Raw genomic sequence first — 17,308 nt, 5'->3', positions numbered from 1 at the left:
GTCATGCCTCCATCACGCGTTGGAATGCCGCGCCCACGCGAGCCGGCCCTGGAAAATACGCCCATTCCTGAGCATGCGGATATGGGGTATCCCAACCCGTGACACGCTCGATAGGAGCCTCCAGGTAATGAAAGCAATGCTCTTGAATCAAGGACACCAGCTCGGCGCCGAAACCGCAGGTGCGTGTCGCCTCGTGCACCACGACGCAACGACCAGTCTTGCGCACCGAGTTCACGATCGTGTCGAGATCCAGTGGCCATAACGTACGCAGGTCGATCACTTCGGCATCGAGGCCGGTTTCCTCGGCTGCGGTCAGAGACACATGCACCGTCGTGCCGTACGTCAGCACAGTCAGCGCCTCACCCGGACGCACAATAGCGGCGCTGCCTAGGGGCACGGTGTAATAGCCCGTGGGGACCTGGCTGGCCGGATGCTTGCTCCACGGCGTCACGGGGCGGTCATGATGCCCATCGAACGGGCCGTTATAGAGACGTTTCGGCTCGAGAAAAATCACCGGATCATTATTCTCGATCGCCGCGATCAACAGGCCTTTCGCATCGTACGGATTGGAGGGCAGCACGGTACGCAAACCGCATACCTGCGTGAACATGGCCTCGGGGCTCTGGCTATGCGTCTGCCCGCCATAGATACCGCCACCGCAGGGCATGCGAATCGTCATCGGTGCGATGAATTCATTCACCGAGCGATAACGCAGCCGCGCCGCCTCGGATACGATCTGATCCGACGCGGGATAAAAATAATCGGCGAACTGGATTTCGCATACCGGCCGTAGGCCATACGCCCCCATGCCTACCGCGACGCCGACGATACCGCCCTCGGAAATAGGCGCATCAAAAACACGCGAAGAACCGTACTTGGCTTGCAAGCCCTCGGTGCAGCGAAACACGCCACCGAAATACCCCACGTCCTGGCCGAACACCACCACATTGTCATCACGTTCCAGCATGACGTCCATGGCCGAACGCAATGCCTGGATCATGGTCATCGACGTCGTCGTCGGACCCGTATTCTTGTCGTTTGCCATGATCAGACTCCCAGCTCTTGGCGCTGCCGGCGCAGATGATCCGGCATCTCTTCGTAGACATCCTCGAAAATACTGGCCGCACTGGGAACATGCCCATCGACCAGCGTGCCAAAACTCTCGGCCTCTTTTTGCGCCGCCAGAATCTCGGCCTCGAGCTCTGCCTTCAAGGCCTCGTGCTGTTCATCCGACCAAATGCCCAGGCTGATCAAATGCTTTTTGAACCGCGCGATCGGGTCTCCCAATGGGAAATGGCTCCAGTCGTCGCCCGGCCGGTACTTCGTTGGATCGTCCGACGTGGAATGGGGCCCAGCCCGATACGTGACCCACTCGATCAACGTGGGTCCCAGATTGCGGCGAGCGCGCTCGGCGGCCCACTGCGAAGCGGCATATACCGCCAGGAAATCATTGCCGTCCACTCGCAGCGACGCGATTCCGCAGCCTACGCCGCGCCCGGCGAACGTCGTGCCTTCTCCGCCCGCTATCGCCTGAAAGGTCGAAATGGCCCATTGATTGTTGACCACATTCAAAATCACAGGCGCGCGGTATACGTGAGCGAACGTCAATGCAGTATGAAAATCCGCCTCGGCCGTCGCACCATCACCGATCCACGCTGACGCGATACGCGTATCGCCCTTGATCGCCGACGCCATCGCCCAGCCAACGGCCTGAATAAACTGCGTCGCCAGGTTGCCCGAAATCGAGAAGAACCCAGCGTCACGCTTGGAGTACATGACAGGCAGTTGACGCCCCTTTAGCGGATCCCGCTCGTTGGACATCAGCTGGCACATCATCTCGACCAGCGACACATTGCGCGTGAGCAGAATGCTCTGTTGGCGATAGGTCGGGAAACACATGTCGCCCTGCTCCAGGGCCAGCGCGTGAGCTGAGCCGATGGCTTCCTCGCCCAGGCTCTGCATATAGAACGAGATTTTCTTTTGCCGCTGTGCCGTCAGCATACGGGAATCGAAAATGCGCGTCTTGAGCATGGCGCGCATCCCGGCGCGCAGCGTATCGTCATCCAGCTGAGGTGCCCAAGGCCCTTGGGCATTCCCCTCATCATCGATCACGCGCACGAGACGATAAGCCAGATCGGCGGTATCGACAGCCGCGACATCAATGGGGGGTTTGGGAACGTCGCCCGCAGGCGACAGATGCAGATAGGAAAAATCGGTCTTGCAACCCGGGCGCCCGGTGGGCTCGGGGACGTGCAGTTTTAGTGGGCCATATTGGCTCATGGTGTTGTCTCCACGCTCGATCGTGTCATGCGTTCTTGCTTTGCAATGGCCGGATGCGAGGGGGTAACCGCGCACTAGGCCGCCACCGGATCGCGCGCGGGGTAATGCTACGCGTCTGGCAGGAAACAGATTAGCACAAGCTAGGACGAATCCGAGCCTGAGGAGATGAACGGGCCAGGGTTTTCCGCGGGCCGGATTATCCGTTACGACGTACTTTTAGCCCGACATGCCCGTTGCGGTCGTTTTCAGGGGACGATTCCCATATGATCGGCAAGCGTTTCCCCTGAGTACTGCTTACGAAATAATCCCTGCGCTGCGAGCATAGGAACCAGTTCACTCAGGCATAGGTCCAGAGACTCCGCGGCCCCGCCCGGCAAGGCAATGAAGCCATCCGCAGCGCCAGCCTCGACGCGCGCGACAATCTCGCGCAATGCGTCCTCGGCGGTGCCCACTATCTGCCAATGTGCCGAGCTACAGACCTCCGGACGCTGCAGCAGTTGCCTCAGCGTCGGCTGTTCACGCATCACCAGGCGACGCAGCAGGTCCACATGCGTCTGGCCGCGCATAGGTACCCCGGGCTCACCCAACATGGTGCTGGTCAACGGCTGGTCCGGTGCGAGCGTGCGTACGTCGATGTTCAGCATGCGTTCGATATACGCCAGCTTGTGAGCCTCCTCCGTTCGGCCCTGCGTGGTCTCATAAAGATCGCGAGCCTGACTGGCAGTCCTGCCTAAATACAGGCTGAGGCCCGGCAGCATGCGGACAGCATCAGGCTTGCGGCCATGTGTGGTGGCACGGCCACGCAGATCCTGTCTCAGTTCGGCGCCAGCCGAGATATCCGGAGTGGCAGCGAAAACCGCATCGGCGACGCGCGCTGCGAAGTCACGGCCCCATTCCGACGCGCCCGCCTGGAACAGAGGAATACGGCCCGCTCCGCGGGCTGGCAGGTTTAGCGGTCCTTGTACGTTGAAATATGGGCCATGATGATCGATAGGCCGAATAAGCGCGGGGTCGGCGTACTTGCCCTCCGCGCGATCCAGTAGCAGTGCCTCGCGCGGATAGCTTCGCCACAATTGCCGCACGACCTCGGTGAACTCCAATGCCTTGCTATAGCGTTCTTCGGAAGGCGGCATGGGAGCATCACCGAAGTTGCGGCTGCCGTCCAGCGCCGTCACGATGTTCCATCCAGCACGGCCCTCGCTGATCCAGTCCAGCGATTGAAGTTGGCGGGCGACCACGTAGGGCGGGTTGAACGTGGTTGCTGCCGTCGTTACCAAGCCGATGCGCTTGGTCGCGGGCGCGATGGCGGACAGCAGGACAGTGGGGTCCAGGCTGCTGAAGCCAGGCGAACGGTCCAGCACCTGCGGGTCCAGGTACAGCACGTCGGGCCGGAACAGAAAGTCCAGGTGTGCAGCCTCTGCCCGCCTGGCGATGTCAGCGTAAAAACCTGCAGAATAAGTGTCTTCTACGCAGCTATCGGGCCGACGCCAACCGTTGCCGGTCAGCCAGGTCGTGGCCAGGGACAGCCCGATACACAAGGGTTTCCGATTAGACATAGTAGAGATTCCTTTCTTGTCGATGAGGTGCGTGCGAATCCTGCAATGGCCTCAAACGCACGCCGGCGCGTCGCCTGCATGCGAGACGTGAGCGACCGGGACCACCATCGGTGTATCAGTCACCGGATCGGATACGACCAGGCAGCGAATACCGAAGAGTTGCTCGACCAGGGATGGCGTGAGCACCTCGCCGGGCGAGCCAGCCGCTTGGATCGCGCCGGCTCGCATGGCGACGAGATGATCGGCATAGCGCGCCGCCTGATTGAGATCGTGCAACACCATGACCAACGTACGGCCGCCTTCGCGGTTAAGACGCTTGCATAACTCGAGCACCTCAAACTGGTGAGCAATATCCAGGTAAGTCGTGGGCTCGTCCAGCAGCATGACGGGGGTATCCTGGGCCAACGCCATGGCGAGCCAGACGCGCTGGCGTTGACCGCCGGAGAGTTCGTCTACCACTCGGTCCGCCAGTTCCGTCACACGGGTATCAGCCATGGCCTGCCACACCGCAGCCTCGTCCGCCGTGGACCATTGCCGGAACAGCGTCTGGTGAGGATAACGGCCGCGAGCGACCAAATCGGCGACGCAGATACCGGCCGGCGCAACCGAGGACTGAGGTAACAGCCCCAATTTGCACGCCAACTCCCGGGCGCGGTAGTGTCGAATGTCCTTGCCCTCCAGGACAATCTGGCCGGAACGCGGCGCCAGCAGCCGCGATAGCGCGCGCAATAGTGTCGACTTGCCGCACGCGTTGGGACCGACAATCACAGTGATTCGGCCACGCGGTATCGTGACATCCAAGTCTGCGGAGACAAGCCGGGAATCGTAGGAAAGCTTCAATCCCTGTCCTACGAGCACCGGACCACCGTACCGTATCTCTTCGTCGCCACGCTGTATGGCTTGCTGCTTCATGTCTGGCTTCCTGAAAAACGGCCACGGCGGGACGAAGCCGCGAGTAACCAGATGAGATAAAGCCCCCCTAGCATCCCCGTCACCTTGCCCACGGGCAGGTTCAGACGCAAAGGTTGCCATTGACTGAGCAGATCCGCGCCGACCAGCAAACAGGCTCCCATCAGGGCCGCCCCCGCGACCGGCAGGCCCCGTGCCCGGCCCAGGCGACGGGCAAGCTGGGGCGCTGCCAACGCAATAAAAGCCACGGGACCAGCCGCCCCAGTAGCGAGTGCAGCGAGCATGACCGCGCAGAACACCATGGCCAAGCGCACACGTTCCACCGGTATACCAAGCTGACTGGCGACCTCGTCGCCCATCTCCATCATCGCCAACCGGCGCGCCGACAGCAGCACGAACGGCACGAACAGAACTACGCCTGAGATGGCGAGCCAGGCATGGGACCAACTGCGCGCATTGAGCGTGCCGGCCAACCACAGATTCGCCATCACGGCATTGTCCAGCTCACCCTTGACCAGCATCAGTCCATTGAGTGCGTGCAGAACGGCGCCGACCCCGATGCCCACCAGCACCAGTCTGCGTCCACCGGCCTTTCCATTTCTGAGCGACAGCAGATAGACGACCATAGCCGCGACCAATCCGCCCATCATGGCTCCCATCGCCACACCCAGCGCAGACTGACCGTAGAGCACAATCTGTAGCAGCGCGCCCGTGGCCGCCCCGGTCGTGAAACCGATGACGTCAGGCGAGCCCAAAGGGTTGCGCGTGATGGACTGGAACACTGCCCCGGAGACTCCCAGCGCTACACCCACAAAACAAGCCGTCAGCACTCGAGGCAGGCGGACGTCCAGAACCATCTGTTCACCTGCACGAGCCACCTGTGGTTCGAAAAGCACCTGCAGCAGTCGCGGCAGGCTCATGCCAGTCCGCCCAACGCTCAGCGCAGCTGCAACCAGGATCAGCAGCACGGCCAGCAGAACCAGCAGGACGACCAACATCCGGGGCTGAATGAGAACGCTGTAGTCCTGCACACGCCAGGCACGCTGTGTAGTGAGGTGATGCGGCGTCCTCGTCATGAAACCTCCAGCATGCGCCGTCTGACCAACGCCACGAACACCGGGCCACCAATGAGTGCCGACAGGATGCCCACAGAAATCTCGTCGGGCCGCGCAATCACACGCCCCAACACATCGGCAGCGAGAACGAGCATCGCTGAAATCAGCATCGAAAAACACAACTGCCACCGATGGTCCGGTCCTCCGGCATGGCGAGCCAAATGGGGCGCAATCAATCCAACGAAGGTGATGGGCCCCGCAGCGGCCGTAGCCGCCCCGGCCAACAGCACAACGGCTGTGGCACAGCTCAACCACACGATTGCAGGACGTGCACCCAAAACCATACCCAACTCCGCGCCCAGCGCCACCGCGTCCAGTCCCCGCGCCGTCGCGAAAGCGAGCACCAGACCACCCGCCGTCGCTACAGCAACCGGCCCCAGCACAGCGTAGCCACGTCCTTGCAACGAGCCGACAGCCCAATGACGGAACTGATCGAAGACCGCGTTATCACTGTTGATGGTGATGATCTGCGTCGCAGCCAACAACACCGCAGATAACGCCGCGCCCGCCAACACCATGCGCAGTGGATCAAATCCCTGACGAATGCCACCAAACAGATAGACCGCCACGCCGGCAAGCGCAGCTCCCACGAAACCAAAGCCTAATTGACCGCTGATGCCAGTCACACCAAAGCCCGCAATAGCAGCAGCGATGGCGACTGCTGCACCTGCGTTCACACCCAGGAGTCCTGGGTCAGCCAGTGGATTGCGCGTGAGGGCCTGCATCAGCACTCCACCCGCACCCAGCGCACAGCCGATCACCATAGCGAGCAAGGCGCGTGGTATCCGCAGATGCCGCAGCAGCAGATGATCGTTGTTGGAACTGTCAAAAGAGAAAATAGCTTGCCAAGCTGTGTGCGGTTCAATCTCCTGCGCGCCAACGATGAGACTGACTGCGCTCAGCAACACTAGCGCCGCGAGTCCGGCAGACAGAATGAGCAATCGCGCACGCTGCCGTCCACTGCGGATATTCGCAACGGCGGGCAGGCCAGGAGCGAGTCTTATTGGAGTTTGCATGATTCGCTCCTCGACCTCTCTCAACGGCCAAACAGACGTACGATGTGATCGATCAATTCGCTGGCGCTGTAATAGTCGACCCGGAACGCATGAAGGCCCAGCGCATAGACCTGCCGCGAACGCACCGAAGGCAAATTGGCGAGAACAGGATCGTTGAGCATCGCGGCCGTTCTACGATCGTCGGCGCGGAGCAAAAATGTCGTGGATGCCTTGAGCTGAGGTAAAAACTCGTACTGCGCCCAGACAAAGTCGCTCGCCGTATCGGATGTACTGTGCCAACTCGGGTCCGGCCGTTCAACATCGAAGCCCAACGAAGCGAGCAACTGACCATGCACACCGTCGCGGGTAGCGATGGGATTGCTGGTGCCCGGACCGTTATAGCTGATGACGTTCACCTGCCCTTCAGGCAACGCCAATCTGTCGCGAGCCTGAGCCACATGGCGATCGAATTCTGCAATGCGCTGAGCAGCCTGCGCCTCCAGGCCCATGGCCTGCGCCAACTCGTTCGCCAAGCCCTGCCAGCTCTGCCGCCCATAGTCCACCACAATAGTGGGCGCGACTGCGCGCAAGCGCGCAAGGTGCTCGCGCGCAGAATCTGCACCGGTAGCTGACACGACGATCAAATCGGGTGCAACAGCATATACCGCCTCCAGATCTGTACCGCCAGCGGGCCAAAGATTTTCCACACTGCGCTGTTCGGCCACATCAGCCCACTGCGCAAAGAATTTGCCGTTGGCAGCCGAGGCACTGGCCACTAAGGGCGCGTCGATTGCCAGCAAGGTACCTGTCACGGTGACAGAGGTAGATAGGATGCGCCTGGGCGGTGCCGGCAGTTCAGTGACGGTGTGATCGGCATTGTGAAACCGGCGTGGCCAATCCTCTGCGGCCCCAAGGGCGTCACCAGCAAAGCTCACCGGCTCGAGGACAACCATGCCGAGCCATACCATTGACAACAACATGCGACGCCGTGCAGACGTAGTACCAGACTTCATGCGCACCCTACCAACTCAGTCTGGCGGTAGCCATCACACTACGGCCCGTACCGTAGTAGCACGAGGTCGCCGCCGTGCAAGTAGCCACGTAGCGTTTGTCAGCCAGATTGCTGGCATTGAGTGCGAGGTCCAGATGCATGTCCCCGATCTTGCCCACGTCATAGCGCAACGCCGCGTCGAACAAGGTATAGGACGGGATACGCAGGTTATTGGCTAGATCGCCATAGGTCTCGTCCACGTAGCGCACGCCCGCCCCCATGCCCAGGCCACGCAATGGGCCACTTTGAATGGTGTAGTCCAGCCATAGCGAGCCCATCCAATCCGGCACGCGCACCATACGATTGCCGGTGTAGCCGTCGTTGTTGCGCACGACCTTGGAGCTCATGCGTGTGACCGCCCCGATGACGCTCAGACCGCGCAAAGGCGTGATGCGGCCTTCCAGTTCGACACCGCGTACGCGCACCTTTCCAGTCTGGACTTGATACGCCTCGTCCCCTTGGTTCTCGGGATCGGCGGTCAGCACGTTTTCCTGATTCAGCTCATAGGCCGAGAGCGTAATCATGCCGTCGACGTTGCGCGGCTCGTACTTTACGCCCACCTCCCACTGCGAGCCGGTCACCGGCTTAAAACTGCTGCCGTCGCGCTTGAGGCCGCCCGTCGGTTGGAACGATTCGGCGTAGCTGAGATATGGCGCCAGCCCATTGTCGAACAGGTAGGTCACCCCCGCCCGTCCCGTAAACGCGCTGTCCTTGGTAATAGTCCGGGTATCGGTCAGACGATCGAGAGTGTCGATGCGGGTCCAGTCCTGACGGCCGCCCAACGTAAAACGCCACTTTCCCACAGCGATCTGGTCCTGCAGATAAAGGCCAAACTGTTCATCGGTTTCTCGCGTGGACATCTGGCTGGCCAGAGTCGGCTCAAAATCGTAGTAGGTGTAGACCGGATCGTAGACGTCGATCGCGATGGCAGTCGGCGACACCTGTGCCGCCTGGCGCAGGAAAGTCCAGTTGGTTTTCTGCCAGTCGAAGCCGACCAGCACAGTGTGTGCCAGCGCACCCGTATCGAATTTACCCTCGATCCGGCTATCGATGGTCTGCGCATCTGAATCGCCTTCGCCCTGTACGGCGCGCCGATTGAGGATGTGTCCATCGGTCAGCGTGTTGAGCTGAGTGAGCGGCGCACCGCGCACGCCGTTGCCCACTGTGGCGCGATACAACGAATCGACATGCGTGTAGCGGGCGTTCTGGTTGAACTTCCAGTTATCGTTGAATTGATGCTCGAACTGCCAGCCGGCCGTCCAGATATCGCGGTTGTACACGTTCCAGTTCGGCTCGCCCAGGAAAGTGTCATGATCTATATAACCGTCAGCCGCCGGGACCACCGTCCCCTCGTATGGTAGAAATTGAAACGTGCTGCCGCCCCGATCGCGCTGAAACATACCCAACAGCGTCAAGCGCGATCGATTGTCATTGAACTGCAGCGTGGCGCTGGGTGCGATAAACCACTGCTCATGGTCGGTATGCTTGATCTGCTTGTCACCATTGCCATAGAGCCCAACGAGCCGCCACAGCAGATTTTCATTGTCGTTAGCACCGCCCACATCAAACGAGGCCTGGGGTCGGCCGTGTCCATCCACTTGCAATCGCACGACTTGTTCCTGACCCAGTGTTGGAATCTTACTGACCTGATTGACTATGCCGCCAGGCGCAAGCTGCCCGTATAAAACGCTGGACGGGCCCTTCAGCACCTCCACGCGTTCCATATTCCAGGTATTGAAGGAAGTACGATTCCAGCTCAGGTTGCTGTCCGATGGTGCTCGCAGCCCGTCGAGCATCACATTGGTGCCGAAGCTGCCTGCATCAAAACCGCGAATGTACAGGTCATCGACACGGTTATCGATACCCTGGCTTTCAGGCAATACTCCTGCCGTATAGCGGGTAGCTTCGTTCAGGTTGCTTACGCCCCGCGCGTCCATTTCCTCACGCTCGATGACCGACACCGATTGCGGCACCTCAAGCAACGCCGTGTCGGTCTTGGTCGAACCGCCGATGGTTTCCGCTGCCCGGTAAGCGTTTACCGTGACGGCGTCCATCGTCGCAACGTCTGAGTCCGTGGGAGCGGTGGCGGATTGCGCCCAGGCATTGCCCAGCATGATGAACAGCAGCGCGCTGGGCACCATGCGAGCGAGGCGATAAGGGTCTGGCCTGACGATTTTGGCTGAACCCGAAGGGGCTGCAGAAGCGGTAGGACCGGTCGACGGAGGCGCTGAGGGAGATATCTTCACGGGAAAGGCTTTATTTGTTAATGGGACGTGTTCTCATTTTCAATTTTTCCAGTAATCTGCCGGATGCGCCTTCGTGAAGACAGCGCAAATCTTCGTCAAAACGGCAATCTGCGGCTTCCCTTCTAAGAGATGATCGATCGCCCAGGATCAGCAAACAGGCTAACGGCGCCCCGGACGTACTTGCGTGGGCGTCAAACCGAATTGCCGTTTAAAAGCTGTGGCGAAACTTGCCGCATTGGTATAGCCGGCCAGCGTCGCGGCCTGTTCTACGCTTGAATCTTCGCATTCGAGCGCTTGACGAGCCTGCCTCAAACGTTGACATTGCAGAAACTCGAACACGGTCTGTCCGTACGCCATCCGAAAATGGCGCTGCAGTGTCGTAGCGGTCGTATTCATATGCCGGGCAATCTGATCGATGCTCAATGAGGCTGAACTGTTCTCGCACAGCCAGGCCTTGAGATCGCGCATCCGTTGAAATGTCTTTGGCCGCATCGTGTCGGCAGATGGCGCGCGTACCGGGGTCGAGCTAGTGAGCGAAAGGGCTTCGATAATGAGTTCGAGTGCCCGGCTCTCTAGATACATGCCAGCAATGTGGTGCGGCACAGAAGGCGGATGGAACATCTGCTCGGCAAGCATCCGTGCTCGAGGAGAGACGTGCCAGATACGTGTGTCCAGATGATCCCCTAACGGGTATACCGCCTCGTCACCTATGCCCTCGCATAGAGACTCCTCGAGCCACTGCTTGCTAAGACCGATGCTGATGCGCCGCGAGCTGTCGCCTTGGCGCACGACCCGCCGACACTCTTCCGGCTCCCGTATCGTGACGATGGCCGCATCCTGCTTCTGGCCACGTTGGCTGCGGTCCGGCTGATGCGGTGTAAGCAGCTGGATCTGACTACGGCCATAAGAAACATCGATGACGCCTTCCAGCAACAGCACAATCCGGATGTTGTCGTGAACGACCGCATGCCCTATTGACGCTTCACATTGGACCTCGGTGCCAAAATGCAGCGACAACCCTGGCCGTATGACGCGAAAGTGTCGTAATTCGTCGCTAGTGCGTTCACGGGCGGTCAGCATGGGTGTCATGGCCTCTAAGGCAATTCTCAAGCGCACGCACTGCCAACGAACCACGCGATGTGTCATTGGCAGTTGGCATGCCGGCAACTGTAGTAATGAATCCCTCCCGGATAGCCGGGTTTACTCAACCAACAAATAAATGAGAATCATTACTATACAATGCTTTGAGCAGTGCCGGGCAGACACTTCGTCATAGGCCCTGAATATCGTAGGTCTGAATCATGGCTTTCATGATGGGAAACCCGTCGTCTATATATTTTGAAAACTCGGCGGCAGCGGCGGGATAGCTTTTGATTCCGAATCGCTCCACCAGGTATTGCCCATACTCGCTGCTGGAGACGACTTTGTGGATGGCCGCTTCGAGCTTTGCCCGCGCCTCCTCGGGAATTCCCTTGGGTGCAGCAACGCCGATGATTCCTGTGATGCCGAAATCAAAACCCTGCTCTTTGATGGTGGGCGTATCCGGAAACCACGGCAACCGGTAATTGCTCGCAGAGGCGATGACTTTCAGCTTTCCTGCCTTGACGAGTTCGTTGTATTCCGAGGGTCCTTGCAGCGCGACGTCTACGTATTTTCCTAGAACGGCATTGATGGACTCCGCCGAGGACTTGTACGTCACTTGGTCAAATTGACCGCCGGTGACTTTCTGCAGCTGCAGGAAAGGAAAATTATTAGGCGCACCCGTCACACCATAGAAAACGCCTTTGCCCGCTTTCGCCTGTTGCACCAGATCCTGGATGTTGTTGATCGGCGAGTCTGGCGCGGCGACGATACCGTAGCTGAATTCCGCTACACCACCCAGTAACTCGAAATCGTCCTTTGTATAGGGGACTTTCAATAGTTGCGACGTAAAAGTGGCGGTGCTGTATGAATAGAATCCGATTGTGTATCCATCGGGTTTGGCACGAGATAGATTGCTCAATTGCAGTGTGCCGGACGCCCCGGGCTGATTGAGGACAATGATGGGCTGCCCCAACTCGGCTTCCAGCAGTTGGGCGAATTTGCGCGCTACGCCGTCTGTCGATCCGCCTGTGCCGTAGGGGACTGACATTGATATGGATCGCGTGGGATAGGTGACGCTCTCGGCGTTGGCAGCAACACCCATCATCAGGCAGGAGCAACCGAGAATCACGTGACGGAATTTCATTTTTTGGTCTCCACTGGTGCACGCCAGATATGGATCCGCGTACCGTCGTGAATACCATCGAGAAGTGCACAGCCTGACAACGAATGTGGCGGCACGCTTCAGTCGAGAAGTATCTACGGCCGAATTCTCTATCTGCGCTATTTATTATTTGAATGTTGACGCATTGAAGACCGGCTTTCTATCGCCAAACGCGCAAGACACAATGAACCAGATGATGGGTAATGCGGGAGCTCCGGCCAGCCTGAATCAGGCTGGCCTTTTGCGATGACGAGTCAGCCTTTCAGGCACGTGCTCATGAAGGTCTTGCGTTTGTCGCCGGTCAACTGCTGCGAGCTGGCCTTGGCATTGCAGTCTTTCATTTTCTGCTGCTGCGGCGTGAGCTCCTTGGCCGGCGCGGCGGTTTCGCCTTTCAGGCAACTGCTCATGTAGGCCTTGCGCTCGTCGCCCTTCTTGCCTTCTGCGGACTTGTTGCAGTCCGCCATGCGTTGCTGTTGCGCCGTGGGCGTCTTGGCAGGCGTCGAGGCCGCGGGAGTTTGGGCGAGTGCCGCACTGGCAAAGCAAGCGGTCACCAGAAAGGCCGAGGCCAATTGACTAGTACGGGAAAGCATGGGTTTCTCCCTTGAGCGCCCGCGCGTCTGGGGCAGTCGCAAAAAGCGGGCCGCACGATGTACCGGCCAATCGCCGGCCCGGTCATGATCGAACAATCCGGACGCCTGCGCAAGGGTACGGAAAAAGCCCGGGCACAACGCGGTCAAACGGCGCGGTGATAAACCGCCTCGACGTTATAACCGTCAGGATCCAGGATGAAGGCCCCGTAATAGTGCTGGTGATACTTCGGTCTCAGGCCAGGCGCGCCGTTGTCGCGGCCGCCGGCTGCCAGCGCTGCGCGATGGAAAGCGTCGACCTCTTCGCGGCTGCGGGCGCGAAAGGCTAAATGCACGCGCGGGGTGCTGGGCGTGCCCTGATGAATCCAGAATTCGCCACCCGGATCGCCCTCTCCGTCGGGCTCGCCAACGCCGAAGCCCGTGCCGGTGGGGAGGGCCTTGCGCGGGAGATAACCCAAGGGCGCGAGCGCGCTCAGGTAAAACGCCCGGCTGCGCTCGAAGTCGCTCACGTGAATTTCGACATGATCTAGCATGCATCGCTCCTCGAGGAAGGACGGCCTCGGCAGGCCAAGGCAGATCATTGTAGGCTCGCTACGGTGAGCGGGCTCGGCGTAGTTGCAAGCACGTGCTTCGGCCAGAAACCAAAAAGGCCTCGCAGAGCAATCTCTGTAAGGCCTTGATTTTATTGGTCGGGGCGGCGGGATTCGAACTCGCGACCCTCTGCTCCCAAAGCAGATGCGCTACCAGGCTGCGCTACGCCCCGTGGGTACTGATTTGTCCTGACCGTAAACGACTAAAAGGCGTCGTTGTCGTCAGGGAACGGAATGCTACCACAATCGACGACTCGGCGCCGAGAGCCGGCACGGGTCGGTGAGTGCCTCGTTACAGTAGTCGTTCTTTGCAGACTCATTCGCCACGCATTCGATCAATCAATCGTCGATCACGTTTGGTGGGACGCCCTGCAACGATAGCTTGGGCCGGCTCAGGAGCCAGTCTGCGCATCTCGGCAGCTCGCTCGCGCGCCGCAATGCTTTCCGCAGTTTCTTCGTAAAGCAGACGCGCGACCGGCGCAGGGCCGCGTACGGCGCTCAGCGCCCGGACGTGTACGTGAATCGGCGGATCTTCCTTGCGCACACTCACCCGGTCGCCAACGGCGATTTCACGAGCGGGTTTGGCGGGCTGATCGTTGACCAGTACCCGCCCTTTGCCGATTTCCTGTGAGGCCAGGCTGCGTGTCTTGTAAAAGCGCGCTGCCCACAGCCATTTGTCCAATCGCAATTTGTCTGCCATAGCGGCCATTTTAAGACACTGATCTGCCAAGATGGCATGCCCCCTGATGCCTTCCAGAGTGACGCCAGGCGACTTGGATAAACGGAATCTTGCGCCGATAGGACAACGGCCTATATATTAAATATACTTAAACATAATTAAGTATACTTTTTATTCACTCCCAGACTACAGGCGCCTAGATGAAGTTTCTGACTTTTGCTTGCTCTCCGTCCTCTCGCTTAGGCGTGTTGATCGGCCCGGATCATGTCTTGGACTTGACCGAGACATGGCCCCAGCATGACGACCATATGCCGCCTCCCGCTCATGTCGGCGACTTGATCGCGTTAGGCGATACGGGCCTGGAATGCGCCCGGCAACTCGCGAACGAATATGGCCGCGATACGACCAAGCTGCATTCGTTATCGAGCCTGCAAGTGCTCGCCCCTATCCCGCGCCCCACGAAAAACATCTTCTGCATCGGCCGCAACTATCGTGAGCACATCATCGAGGGCAACCGTGCGCGTGGCAGACCCATGGATGATTTTCCGCCGGTCATCGAGGTGTTTACCAAGCCGCCGACCACCGTCATCGGCACATTGGCTCCGGTGCCTGCACACCAACACGTCACGAAACAGCTGGACTATGAAGTGGAACTGGCCATTGTCATTGGCACACCTGGCCGGGACATCCCGAAAGAGCGCGCCATGGATCATGTATTCGGCTACACCATCGTCAACGATGTCAGCGCACGAGATCTGCAAAAAGCGCATGGCCAGTGGTTCAAGGGCAAGGCGCTGGATGGGCATTGTCCGATGGGACCGTACGTGGTCCACAAGAGCGCGATTGCCGATCCGCACGCGCTGTCGATTCAGCTGGATGTGAATGGCGAACGCCGGCAAGATTCCAGCACGAAAGATCTGCTGTTCCGCATCGAAGACATCATTGCGCAACTGTCGGCCGGACTCACGCTGGAAAGCGGCGATATCATCGCGACCGGTACGCCCTCTGGCGTCGGCTTAGGGCTGGAGCCGCCGCGCTTTCTCAAGCCAGGTGACGTCATGGAAGCCCGCATCGAAGGGTTAGGCGTTCTGCGTAATCCGATCGGCGAATAATCCGCTTGCCCTTCTATCAATCGTCGATTAGCGACCTCATGCTGATCGACGATACCTGCCCAACTATTCCATTAAATCCGGCACGCGCTGAGCGTTCATCGAACGCAAGGCCATCGCCTCGGTATGACGCAGGTGTTCAACGGTCAAGCGTCGCGCTTCATCCACGTTTTGATCACGTATGGCTTCGTATAGCTTCAAATGCTGACGAGTGGACTCTTTGCGTTCCTCCCATTCAGCGATAAAGAAATAGCGGCACAAACGCAGCTCCAGTTCCTGAATAACGGAGTAGGCCAATTGATTGCCGGCGGCCTGCGCGATGATGGTGTGGAATTGTGAATTCACCCGCGAGCTGCTGACGAAATCGTTGCGCTCCACCGCCTGCAAGCCTTCTTCGACCAGCACGAGCATCTGCTGCAAATGCGTCGCCCTGCGGCGATGTGCCGCCATGGCTGTGATCTCGGGCTCGACGATCAGGCGCAATTCGAACAACTCGTGCAACTCATCCATCGACAAACGCCGCACGTAGGTGCCGCGGCGAGGCGCCGACTCGACCCACCCGCGCCCCTCCAGGGCTTTCAGCGCCTCGCGTACCGGAATCTTGCTGACACCGAAGCGTTCGGCCAATTCATCGATCATCAGGCGTTCGCCGCCGCGCAGTTGGCCGCTGACGATTTCCTGGAACAGCGCCTCATAAACACTGACGGGGCGGCCTGAATCCCCTGATTTTCCTTTGCTCTCTGGTTCGACGAGGGCACTCTGCCCATCAAAGCCTTTCATGGCCTCATACATCCATATTAGTGATTACACGTAGTGACGCAGTTTTGCCTTGACATGCTACCACGTATGGATATCATTCCCCCATAAAGTATACTTTATCGACATTTAGTATTCTTAAAGGGGAAAAGCATGACATACAACCGTAGTAGGTTTTCCATTCTGTCCCTACGCCGGCTGGGCGCCATCGCCGCAGCCGTCTGTACCAGTACAGCCATGCAGATGGGTGGCGGCGCAGCCCTGGCCGCGTACCCAGAGCGCCCGGTCACCATCGTCGTACCGTTCGCCGCCGGCGGCGCCTCGGACATTACGGCGCGTCTGATTGCACGCGAGTTGGGTGAAACGTTGCATCAGAGTTTCGTCGTTGAAAACAAACCCGGCGCCAGCACCCAGATCGCCACGCGCAACGTGATCAATTCCCAACCTGACGGCTACACCCTGCTATTGGCGACGACCTCGGTCATCAACAATGCGTATCTGTATAAGAACCTGGACTACGACGCGGCCAAGAGCTTGCGGCCCGTCATCAGCCTGGTAGACGTGCCTGCCTTCTTGACTGTCGGTCCGGCCATGAAGGTGAACACGGTGCAGGATTTTCTGGTTCAGGCACGCAAGGCATCGGCCAGCAACACCTTGAATTTCGGCTCGGCCGGCACGGCCAGTACGCTGCACCTCGCAGGCGAATGGTTAAACCAGGTCGCGGATCTGAAAGGCACACACATCCCGTTCAAAGGCAGCGGCCCCGCCATGGTCGCGCTGGCCAGCGGTGAAGTGGGGTATTCCTTTGAAAACTATGGCCCCGCGCTGCCGCAAGTCCAGGCCGGCCGCGCGCATATTCTGGCTATCGCCGGGCCGGAACGTTTTGCAGGCCTGCCTGATGTGCCGACCTTGCACGAGGCTGCAGGGTTACCCGACACCAACATCGCGAGCTGGTTCGTGCTGATGGCGCCGGCCGCCACGCCCGATGCGCATGTAGACCAACTGAACAAAACGGTGAACGCCATTCTGGCCAAGCCCACAGTACAGAAACAGTTGCTGGACTTGGGACTCGTGCCCACCGGTGGCACGCCTGACGATCTGGCCGCCCGCATGAAAGAGGACAGCAAAAAATGGATCGACATCATCCAGGCTGGCCACGTCACCATCGACAATCAATAAAGCAGCCGGTT

General features: G+C 59.3%; 16 protein-coding genes and 1 tRNA gene. 2 read left to right on the top strand and 15 right to left on the bottom strand.

Annotated features, from left to right (window positions below; genetic code table 11):
* Window position 1: 1 nt before the first annotated feature.
* The 14 genes from CAL20_RS06295 to CAL20_RS06230 all read right to left on the bottom strand — a co-directional run bounded on the left by CAL20_RS06295 (window position 2) and on the right by CAL20_RS06230 (window position 14,274).
* Entirely contained in the window at window positions 2–1,045 is a 1,044-nt protein-coding gene (locus CAL20_RS06295) for an alpha-ketoacid dehydrogenase subunit beta (protein WP_094822456.1), read from the bottom strand.
* A 2-nt stretch (window positions 1,046–1,047) separates the two neighbouring features.
* The gene (locus CAL20_RS06290) at window positions 1,048–2,280 is read right to left on the bottom strand and encodes a 3-methyl-2-oxobutanoate dehydrogenase (2-methylpropanoyl-transferring) subunit alpha (protein WP_094822457.1); all 1,233 of its coding nucleotides are present in this window, start codon (window positions 2,278–2,280) and stop codon (window positions 1,048–1,050) included.
* Between the two features lie 245 nt (window positions 2,281–2,525).
* Window positions 2,526–3,836, bottom strand: coding sequence for an NtaA/DmoA family FMN-dependent monooxygenase (locus CAL20_RS06285; protein WP_094822458.1), 1,311 nt, complete (start codon window positions 3,834–3,836; stop codon window positions 2,526–2,528).
* 51 nt (window positions 3,837–3,887) lie between these two features.
* Window positions 3,888–4,748, bottom strand: a complete 861-nt coding sequence (locus tag CAL20_RS06280; RefSeq protein WP_094822459.1) for an ABC transporter ATP-binding protein — start codon at window positions 4,746–4,748, stop codon at window positions 3,888–3,890.
* The gene (locus CAL20_RS06275) at window positions 4,745–5,821 is read right to left on the bottom strand and encodes a FecCD family ABC transporter permease (RefSeq protein ID WP_179266624.1); all 1,077 of its coding nucleotides are present in this window, start codon (window positions 5,819–5,821) and stop codon (window positions 4,745–4,747) included. Before CAL20_RS06275 ends, CAL20_RS06280 begins: the two co-directional genes overlap by 4 nt.
* Entirely contained in the window at window positions 5,818–6,876 is a 1,059-nt protein-coding gene (locus CAL20_RS06270; RefSeq protein ID WP_094837436.1) for a FecCD family ABC transporter permease, read from the bottom strand. The genes CAL20_RS06275 and CAL20_RS06270 overlap by 4 nt, the downstream gene beginning before the upstream one ends.
* A 20-nt stretch (window positions 6,877–6,896) precedes the next feature.
* Entirely contained in the window at window positions 6,897–7,868 is a 972-nt protein-coding gene (gene fepB, locus CAL20_RS06265; RefSeq protein ID WP_256981353.1) for a Fe2+-enterobactin ABC transporter substrate-binding protein, read from the bottom strand.
* A 7-nt stretch (window positions 7,869–7,875) separates the two neighbouring features.
* The gene (locus CAL20_RS06260) at window positions 7,876–10,152 is read right to left on the bottom strand and encodes a TonB-dependent siderophore receptor (RefSeq protein ID WP_256981351.1); all 2,277 of its coding nucleotides are present in this window, start codon (window positions 10,150–10,152) and stop codon (window positions 7,876–7,878) included.
* Between the two features lie 159 nt (window positions 10,153–10,311).
* Window positions 10,312–11,232, bottom strand: coding sequence for an AraC family transcriptional regulator (locus CAL20_RS06255; RefSeq protein WP_179266623.1), 921 nt, complete (start codon window positions 11,230–11,232; stop codon window positions 10,312–10,314).
* A gap of 190 nt (window positions 11,233–11,422) precedes the next feature.
* Entirely contained in the window at window positions 11,423–12,379 is a 957-nt protein-coding gene (locus CAL20_RS06250) for a tripartite tricarboxylate transporter substrate binding protein (RefSeq protein WP_094822464.1), read from the bottom strand.
* A 272-nt stretch (window positions 12,380–12,651) separates the two neighbouring features.
* On the bottom strand, window positions 12,652–12,987 hold the full coding sequence (locus CAL20_RS06245; RefSeq protein ID WP_094822465.1) for a PsiF family protein: 336 nt from the start codon (window positions 12,985–12,987) through the stop codon (window positions 12,652–12,654).
* Between the two features lie 143 nt (window positions 12,988–13,130).
* The gene (locus CAL20_RS06240; protein WP_094822466.1) at window positions 13,131–13,517 is read right to left on the bottom strand and encodes a VOC family protein; all 387 of its coding nucleotides are present in this window, start codon (window positions 13,515–13,517) and stop codon (window positions 13,131–13,133) included.
* A gap of 153 nt (window positions 13,518–13,670) precedes the next feature.
* A tRNA-Pro gene (locus CAL20_RS06235) sits at window positions 13,671–13,747 on the bottom strand.
* Between the two features lie 143 nt (window positions 13,748–13,890).
* Complete coding sequence (locus CAL20_RS06230) at window positions 13,891–14,274, bottom strand: RNA-binding S4 domain-containing protein (protein WP_094837489.1); 384 nt, start codon at window positions 14,272–14,274, stop codon at window positions 13,891–13,893.
* 179 nt (window positions 14,275–14,453) lie between these two features.
* On the opposite strand from CAL20_RS06230, the gene CAL20_RS06225 reads away from it, so the two are divergent.
* Complete coding sequence (locus CAL20_RS06225; protein WP_094837433.1) at window positions 14,454–15,365, top strand: fumarylacetoacetate hydrolase family protein; 912 nt, start codon at window positions 14,454–14,456, stop codon at window positions 15,363–15,365.
* Between the two features lie 63 nt (window positions 15,366–15,428).
* Here the strand turns inward: CAL20_RS06225 and CAL20_RS06220 are convergent, their stop codons facing one another.
* On the bottom strand, window positions 15,429–16,142 hold the full coding sequence (locus CAL20_RS06220) for a GntR family transcriptional regulator (protein WP_176456553.1): 714 nt from the start codon (window positions 16,140–16,142) through the stop codon (window positions 15,429–15,431).
* Window positions 16,143–16,271: 129 nt separating this feature from the next.
* Here CAL20_RS06220 and CAL20_RS06215 point away from each other — a divergent pair, with 129 nt between their 5' ends.
* Window positions 16,272–17,297, top strand: coding sequence for a Bug family tripartite tricarboxylate transporter substrate binding protein (locus CAL20_RS06215; protein ID WP_094822469.1), 1,026 nt, complete (start codon window positions 16,272–16,274; stop codon window positions 17,295–17,297).
* The last annotated feature ends 11 nt before the right edge of the window (window positions 17,298–17,308 follow it).

The organism is Bordetella genomosp. 4 (assembly GCF_002261185.1).
GTDB lineage: Bacteria > Pseudomonadota > Gammaproteobacteria > Burkholderiales > Burkholderiaceae_B > Bordetella_A.
The sequence above is the reverse complement of the archived record's forward strand: the minus strand, read 5'-3'. Positions and strand labels throughout refer to the sequence as shown.

Excerpts from the sequence above, each read along its gene's own strand:
- CAL20_RS06290 (WP_094822457.1), bottom strand. The coding sequence starts at position 2,280 with ATGAGCCAATATGGCCCACTAAAACTGCACGTCCCCGAGCCCACCGGG.
- CAL20_RS06215 (WP_094822469.1), top strand. The coding sequence starts at position 16,272 with ATGACATACAACCGTAGTAGGTTTTCCATTCTGTCCCTACGCCGGCTG.
- CAL20_RS06255 (WP_179266623.1), bottom strand. The coding sequence starts at position 11,232 with ATGCTGACCGCCCGTGAACGCACTAGCGACGAATTACGACACTTTCGC.
- CAL20_RS06225 (WP_094837433.1), top strand. The coding sequence starts at position 14,454 with ATGAAGTTTCTGACTTTTGCTTGCTCTCCGTCCTCTCGCTTAGGCGTG.
- CAL20_RS06285 (WP_094822458.1), bottom strand. The coding sequence starts at position 3,836 with ATGTCTAATCGGAAACCCTTGTGTATCGGGCTGTCCCTGGCCACGACC.
- CAL20_RS06270 (WP_094837436.1), bottom strand. The coding sequence starts at position 6,876 with ATGCAAACTCCAATAAGACTCGCTCCTGGCCTGCCCGCCGTTGCGAAT.
- CAL20_RS06275 (WP_179266624.1), bottom strand. The coding sequence starts at position 5,821 with ATGACGAGGACGCCGCATCACCTCACTACACAGCGTGCCTGGCGTGTG.
- CAL20_RS06250 (WP_094822464.1), bottom strand. The coding sequence starts at position 12,379 with ATGAAATTCCGTCACGTGATTCTCGGTTGCTCCTGCCTGATGATGGGT.
- CAL20_RS06245 (WP_094822465.1), bottom strand. The coding sequence starts at position 12,987 with ATGCTTTCCCGTACTAGTCAATTGGCCTCGGCCTTTCTGGTGACCGCT.
- CAL20_RS06280 (WP_094822459.1), bottom strand. The coding sequence starts at position 4,748 with ATGAAGCAGCAAGCCATACAGCGTGGCGACGAAGAGATACGGTACGGT.
- CAL20_RS06295 (WP_094822456.1), bottom strand. The coding sequence starts at position 1,045 with ATGGCAAACGACAAGAATACGGGTCCGACGACGACGTCGATGACCATG.
- CAL20_RS06230 (WP_094837489.1), bottom strand. The coding sequence starts at position 14,274 with ATGGCAGACAAATTGCGATTGGACAAATGGCTGTGGGCAGCGCGCTTT.
- CAL20_RS06240 (WP_094822466.1), bottom strand. The coding sequence starts at position 13,517 with ATGCTAGATCATGTCGAAATTCACGTGAGCGACTTCGAGCGCAGCCGG.
- fepB (WP_256981353.1), bottom strand. The coding sequence starts at position 7,868 with ATGAAGTCTGGTACTACGTCTGCACGGCGTCGCATGTTGTTGTCAATG.
- CAL20_RS06220 (WP_176456553.1), bottom strand. The coding sequence starts at position 16,142 with ATGAAAGGCTTTGATGGGCAGAGTGCCCTCGTCGAACCAGAGAGCAAA.